Origin of the sequence: Thioalkalivibrio sp. (assembly GCF_007692535.1) — a bacterium.
In the GTDB taxonomy this organism is placed as follows: Bacteria; Pseudomonadota; Gammaproteobacteria; order Ectothiorhodospirales; family Ectothiorhodospiraceae; genus Thioalkalivibrio.
Window position 1 is genome coordinate 1 of record NZ_REBW01000138.1, and the last position, 5,957, is coordinate 5,957.

Here is a 5,957-nt window from a genome sequence, read left to right on the forward strand (position 1 = left end):
GCCACCGCCACCCGCGCCTACGGCGTGGATAACGACGCGGTGCTTGAGCCGATCCAGCCCGTGCGCAGCGGCTTCATCGCCGTGATGGGGTATCAGAATCAGGGCTACGCACTGGTTCCGGTGTACTGACGAGAACCCGCACCACCAGGGGATCCGGACAGCCCGCACTCGGTGCACGCGGTGCGATGAATACCGCGAGCCCTCCCAGCCCGCTCCCGGCCTCGGAGCGGGCTGGCAACATACCCCACCTGGTGGTCGCGCTACGCGTCTCGGCAGCGGAACATCGGGACCGACAGGCGATCCCACTGACATGGACATACCTCTACTGATCCTCGGTGCCCTGCTCGTTGCCACGCTGATCGCCTTCTTCACTGGAGTCCTGCCGTACCCGATCGGCTGGATCATCCTGACCGTCGCCTTCGTCGGGCGTCTGATCGTGCTCAAGTCCCGCTGACCGCGAGCGCAGTGCCACGGTTCGTGATTGGCAAAGCCCCGAGGCTATCCGTTCCCTACCATCCCCGAACCAGCCCAACAGGAACGGCAACCAAAGGATCTGTTTCCGCATCGAGACCTGGTAAAGCGGAATCCACTGAACGTACATCCCGCCGGGATTCAGCCGCTTGCCCGCCAGCCGAAGGCCCGCAGCGGTCGACGTATGCAACCCGCGCGGCGCCCCCAGCATGGGCCGCCGCCGACGATGCCCTCCTGATGACCCGCGCCCTGCCCGGCGGTTTCCAGATCAAGGCGGGCAAATTCCTGTCCGACATCGGCTACATCAACAGCCGTCACCCGCATGACTGGGACTTCGTCGATCGTCCGCTGGTCAACGAATACATCTTCGGCGACCACGGCCTGCAGGAGACCGGGGTCCAGGCCACCTGGCTCGCGCCCATCGAAAGCTACACCCAATTGGGTGTTGAGCTGCTGCAGGGCGAGTACTTCTACCGCGAGATCGACGTCGACCGCCGCGACGTCGAGTTCACTGATGTCAACGCCGCCGGGGAGCCCACAGGCCGTAACATCGGTGATGTCCGGAATGTTCAGTCCTTCAAGAACAAACAGGACGGCCTTTATGTTCAGGGCGTCTACGGCTTTGCCCCGCGCTGGGAGGCCGGCCTGCGGACCGAGGCCCTGGGCCTGACAAACGACGTCGGCCGCGGCAACGGAACATCCTTCGGTACCTCGTATCGCCACAGCGCCCAGGTCACCTTCCGCCCGACGGAACCGGTCTTCCTGCGCGCGCAGCTGTCGCAGAACGACTTCATCGACGACGATGATCGCCGCGACCGCGGCCTCGAGTTCATGCTGCAACTCAACGTCGCCCTCGGCGCGCACGGCGCTCGCCTTCGCGGCCCTGGTGCTGGTACCCGCCCAAGCCGCAGCAGGCCTCAACATCGTTGCCACCACCTCCAGTCTTGGTGCACTGGCGCGCGAGATCGGCAGCAACGAGGCAGACGTCCGCGTCCTGGCTCCGCCGGACCGGGATGCCCATTACCTCGATGCCCGACCCAGCTTCATGGCGGCCTTGCCCCGGGCCGACATGCTGCTCGAACTCGGGGCCGGACTGGAGGAAGGCTGGCTACCGGCCGCCCAGCGTGGCGCCAACAACCGCGCAATCAACTCGGGGCAACCCGGCCACTTCCGTGGGGCTGATGAGATCGATCTACGCCGGTCGATCACCATGGATGGGCCGAACATGGGTCATGTGCATGCGGAGGGCAACCCGCATTTCAACGTTGATCCGCTGCGCATGGCCGAACTGGCACTGGCCCTGGGGCGACGCATGGGCGCACTGGCCCCCGAGCATACCGAGGCCTTCACCGAAGCGCCGCCGAGCGCCTGCGCGAGCACGCCAGCACGCTGGCCGCACAGGTCGAACCAGGTCAGCGCATCGTGGTGTATCACGAGGACCTCGACTACCTGGAGGAATGGCTGCCGGTGGAGATCGTCGGCTATCTCGAGCCGGCTCCGGGCATCCCGCCGACCGCGCGGCATCTGCGCCGCATGGTCAGCGACCTCGCGGGCACCGAAGGCACCGTGCCGTATGCCGCGTTCCAGCCTGCGCGGGGCGCCGCCGCGGCTTGGGCCGAGGGCCAACTCTACTTCGCCGGACCTCACGAACTCTGGGCCGTGGTCGCGCTCGGCCTGACCAGCCTCGTGTTGCTGCCCGGGTTGCACCGCGTGTGGCGGCACGCAAAGCTCCCACCCGACGTGCCGGCCACACCGGCCCCGGCCGCCTGGCTGCGCCTGACCGAGATCGCCTGGCTGGTGGCCACGATCGTGCTCGGCAGCCTCGTGCTGGGCCTGCCAGCCGCGCTGGCCACCCTGCTGCTACCGGCCTGGGGCGCGGCCCACCTGGCGCGCAACCTGCGCGGTCACGTCCTTTGGGCCCAGGCGCTCGCCTTGGCCGGGTTCCTGATCGCCTGGGGCCTGAGCCTGCCGCTGGACCAGCCCTTCGCCCCGGTACTGGTCCTGGTGAGCGCCGCCCTCGCCCTCGCCGCCCGCATGGCGGCGATATGGCGCTGGCGGGGAGGCTATGGCGACGGGCGATGACCGAATTCAGCGAGATTTCGGGCGTGAAGGGTCGCTTGTTCCCATCTCCATCGGTGGATGAACAGTTGCCCCTTCCTGAAAAGGGCGTTTATCCTTCCTATGTTCTCTCGGATAACGCATTTCGTCCTACCCCGGCGCCTGTGAGGCGAAGGGTGTTTGCGGCGTTTTTTAACGAACAGAACGAGAGCAGCTTCGGTAGAGTCAACGTGCAGCAACAACGCCCACTGGACATCGACCATCTTCGTCGCCTGGCCACCAAGTTATTTACCTACGGCCAGTATTTTCATGCCGACATGTTGTTGGCAGAACTGGCTGATCTGAACGAAGAAGATCGCGCACAGATCGCACTTCGCCGCGCGCAGATCGGGTTACTGAGCGACCGACCAGGTGATGCCAGCGCACAGCTGGCGATCGCGCGTGACGAGTACGGCCGCCACGTTTACTTCGTTGGGCTGGAGGCCGACGTGGCAGTCCGCAAGGGCGACCTGTCCTCGGCCGTTGCATCGCTGCGCCAGCTGGGGCGACACGCCCGGGCAGATCACCTCGAGCGATTCGATGGTGAATGGCAACAGGTCGCGAAACTGTCGAGCGAGCCGGTTACCTGGGACGACACGCACCCCCTCCCCCTCGTCGAGGTCACCGTCAACGACCAGGCAGGGCGCTTCGTTCTCGATACCGGCACCGGGGATTGCCTGCTGGACAGCGAGTTTGCGCGCCGCGCTGGTGTTGAACCCGGCCCGTACGACCAAGCCAGCTTCGCCGGCGGCCATGTCGGTCACTGGCGACTCGCCAAGATCGAAAACCTGCATATCGGTCGATCTGAGTTCAGAAAAGTCCCCGGCATGATTGCGTCTCTTGGCGACGCTTTCCACCACATCGCCGATGCCCGCGTCGACGGCATCATCGGCGCAGGGCTGCTGCGTGCCGCGGGTGGCATCGACATTGAATACCACGACGCCCGATTCACGCTTGGATCACCCAACGTCGAAGACGGGGAAGCGCTGTGGATTGCAGGCCCGCACTACCCGCTCACCTCCTGCCGCGTCAACGGCGGACCACCATCGAGCTGGTTTATCGACAGCGGCATGAGCGGAATCGAGCTGGCATGCTCGGAGTCGGCTGCCCGCCGTCACGGCGCACTACCGCTGCAACAGGATATCGCGGCTCATGGTGGTGGTGGATCATTGGCCGCAAAGGCTGTTCGCATCAGGCACTTCCAGCACGCGGAACTCGAGTACCCCGAACTCCCCGCCGCGGCACTCAAGGAGTTCAACCTCGGACGCGAACTGGGGATCCGCATCGGCGGCATCATCGGCCACAACTGGCTCGCAAGGCACCGGGTAAAACTCGACTACCGCACGATGCAGACCCACATCAGCATTGATTGAACTGGCAGGGGCCCGGCACGGACTCTCCGAATAGCGGATGAGGCATGCTCGCGAACGGTATTGGGCGAATCCAACCTGGCCCCCAAGGGCCAGGATGGCTAGTCGAAGACTGCCATGCGGGCGTTGCGGCCCGGGCGGATCAACGCCAGAACCTCGAACGGCTACGCAGATACATCAGTCGACCGGCAATCGCCGAGCAGCGTCTGGCGCGTACGTCGAAAACTGTGCCAACCGTCCACTTTCTATGCGGGTTCTGCCATGCTTGGGTTTAAGCCGGGTGCCCGCTTCGGGTCGGTTCGGGCCTCCGATCGCCGGCATTGGCGGTGGTCGGGCCGAAGGAGACCAGGACGCGGCATCTGGGTTGGCGGTATCTGCCCGCTTGCCGTTGTGGGTCGCCGCTGCGGAAAACGCAGGTGGTCCAACCCATCGATGCGGCCTAGCCGGGTTGGAACATCCCAAACCGGCCTGGGGCCAGTCCGTGGATGCCAGGGTCTGGTCACCCCGGCGGACCTCCAGGGTTACCCGGTCAACGTTGACCCGGTCGACCAGGCGATCGGCACCTCCAGGTCGCATAGGCCCAGCGTCCCCGGCCAATGCACGCAGCAGCGCGAGTTCGCCGAAGGTTCGATGCGCGGTGGCCGGCGGTACTCGGGCAAAAATGAGGTTGGCGGCCGCGGCAAGGCCGATCACCCCCAGAAACACCACCAGCAGAGCCTCGCGAAGGATGGCCGAGGGCAACAGGCTCGCGAGCGCCGCGAAGACGAGGGTCAGGGCAATCGGAAAAAGCCAGGAAAAACCATGGACAGCCCGCAATCTGGCGGCCCCCCTAATCATCGGCGTCTTGGTGCCCAGCGCACGTCAAAGATCGGCTGCTTCGAAGCGCCAGCTTTTCAGGCTGTTGCCGCCGCCTTCCGCGCGCGGCCGGCCGGCGCAGCCGATCAGTTCTTCGTCGCCGCGCCAGGCAAAAGCGTACACCTGTCCGTCCAGCAGATCCGGCTGTCCAGGCTTCTCCAGGATGAAGCTGCGGGTGGGCTGTCCGAAGCGCCAGCTTGTTTCCTCGAAAAGTGTATAAGCCAGCCGGATTCTGGAATCCGACCAAGCGTAACTTCCGATCGCAACCTGATCCGACAGCGAGCTGCGGGCCTCGTGGCGGACCAGCAGACCACCATCGCCAAGTCGCAGTTCGGCCGCGCGCGAGCCGTCACGAACAACTTCCAGGCCGCCACGGACTTCGGCGGGAATGACGACCTCGCGGTGCGACTGCCATTCGACCTCGGGCGGGCGACGGCAGGACTCGGGCGGCTCGGCAACCGGAACCAGTTCCGAGTTGGGCCCGATGTCGGCCCGATACCAGGGGCGTTCCGCATCACCTCGCTGACTGCTGGTGCGCACGAATACGCCTTGTCCGGCGTCGTCCCAGCACAGGCTGGACGGAGAGAAGGACGGGCCCTCAACGCGGTCGGCCGGCCCTGCGGGTAGAACCAGCCGCCGGCCCTCGACCTCCAGCAATGCCGGCGATGTGATTGGAGAGCGCCTGCTGGTGTCGGCATCGGCATGGAAATACCGGATCCAGAACAGCATCCAGTCACGGTCGGCAGAAAAGCTGACCACGGGAAGGGGACTGCAATACACCGAGCCGAGGTCGACCAGCCACTCTCCGGCTCTGTCCGGCGCATCGACCGACGCCGTGCAGGCCGTGGCAAGCAGGGCCGCCGCACCAAGCAGAAGACCGCGACAACCCCCGACATGGCGGGCGGTCGACGGGCTTTGCGGTGGATTCAGGATCGACATGGCTCGTCAGGGCTGCAAGGTTGCCGTTCAGTGTTTCGGGCCGGTGGCGGCAATAGTTCGTCGAGTGTAGGACGAGTCAACGTTTTGTGCTGTCTGGTCGAGGGGACAATGCAGGGGAGGCGAAGGCCCATGCGCCTGCCAACACCCCGAAGTCCTGTCCCACTTTTAACGTGAAAGTCACGGCCACGCCCGCCCCTGCGTCCCCGTTTATGGAGTGCGGGAGCT

The 5,957-nt window shown here is 65.4% G+C and carries 3 protein-coding genes and 4 pseudogenes; 6 read left to right on the forward strand and 1 reads right to left on the reverse strand.

The window, feature by feature from the left end:
• Nucleotides 1–310: 310 nt before the first annotated feature.
• From EA346_RS07395 to EA346_RS07420, 6 genes and pseudogenes are all read left to right on the forward strand, one after another.
• Nucleotides 311–454: a hypothetical protein gene (locus EA346_RS07395; RefSeq protein ID WP_296757154.1), complete on the forward strand. Its 144-nt coding sequence runs from the start codon at nt 311–313 to the stop codon at nt 452–454.
• Between the two features lie 239 nt (nt 455–693).
• A pseudogene (locus tag EA346_RS07400) lies at nt 694–1,341 on the forward strand (TonB-dependent receptor); the annotation flags it as partial.
• A 13-nt stretch (nt 1,342–1,354) separates the two neighbouring features.
• Nucleotides 1,355–2,073: pseudogene (locus EA346_RS07405) on the forward strand (zinc ABC transporter substrate-binding protein); the annotation flags it as partial.
• A pseudogene (locus EA346_RS07410) lies at nt 2,071–2,553 on the forward strand (metal ABC transporter permease); the annotation flags it as partial. The pseudogenes EA346_RS07405 and EA346_RS07410, both read left to right, overlap by 3 nt.
• Nucleotides 2,550–3,941, forward strand: coding sequence for an aspartyl protease family protein (locus EA346_RS07415; RefSeq protein ID WP_296757156.1), 1,392 nt, complete (start codon nt 2,550–2,552; stop codon nt 3,939–3,941). The pseudogene EA346_RS07410 and the gene EA346_RS07415, both read left to right, overlap by 4 nt.
• Before the next feature lie 113 nt (nt 3,942–4,054).
• Nucleotides 4,055–4,156 (forward strand): annotated as a pseudogene (locus tag EA346_RS07420) (transposase); the annotation flags it as partial.
• A gap of 643 nt (nt 4,157–4,799) precedes the next feature.
• Here the strand turns inward: EA346_RS07420 and EA346_RS07425 are convergent.
• A complete protein-coding gene (locus EA346_RS07425) occupies nt 4,800–5,732 on the reverse strand; it encodes a hypothetical protein (RefSeq protein ID WP_296757158.1) in 933 nt (310 codons plus the stop codon).
• Nucleotides 5,733–5,957: the final 225 nt, after the last annotated feature.

Bases quoted from the DNA above. Each gene is read 5' to 3' on its own strand.
- EA346_RS07415 (WP_296757156.1), top strand. From the start codon at position 2,550: ATGACCGAATTCAGCGAGATTTCGGGCGTGAAGGGTCGCTTGTTCCCA.
- EA346_RS07425 (WP_296757158.1), bottom strand. From the start codon at position 5,732: ATGTCGATCCTGAATCCACCGCAAAGCCCGTCGACCGCCCGCCATGTC.
- EA346_RS07395 (WP_296757154.1), top strand. From the start codon at position 311: ATGGACATACCTCTACTGATCCTCGGTGCCCTGCTCGTTGCCACGCTG.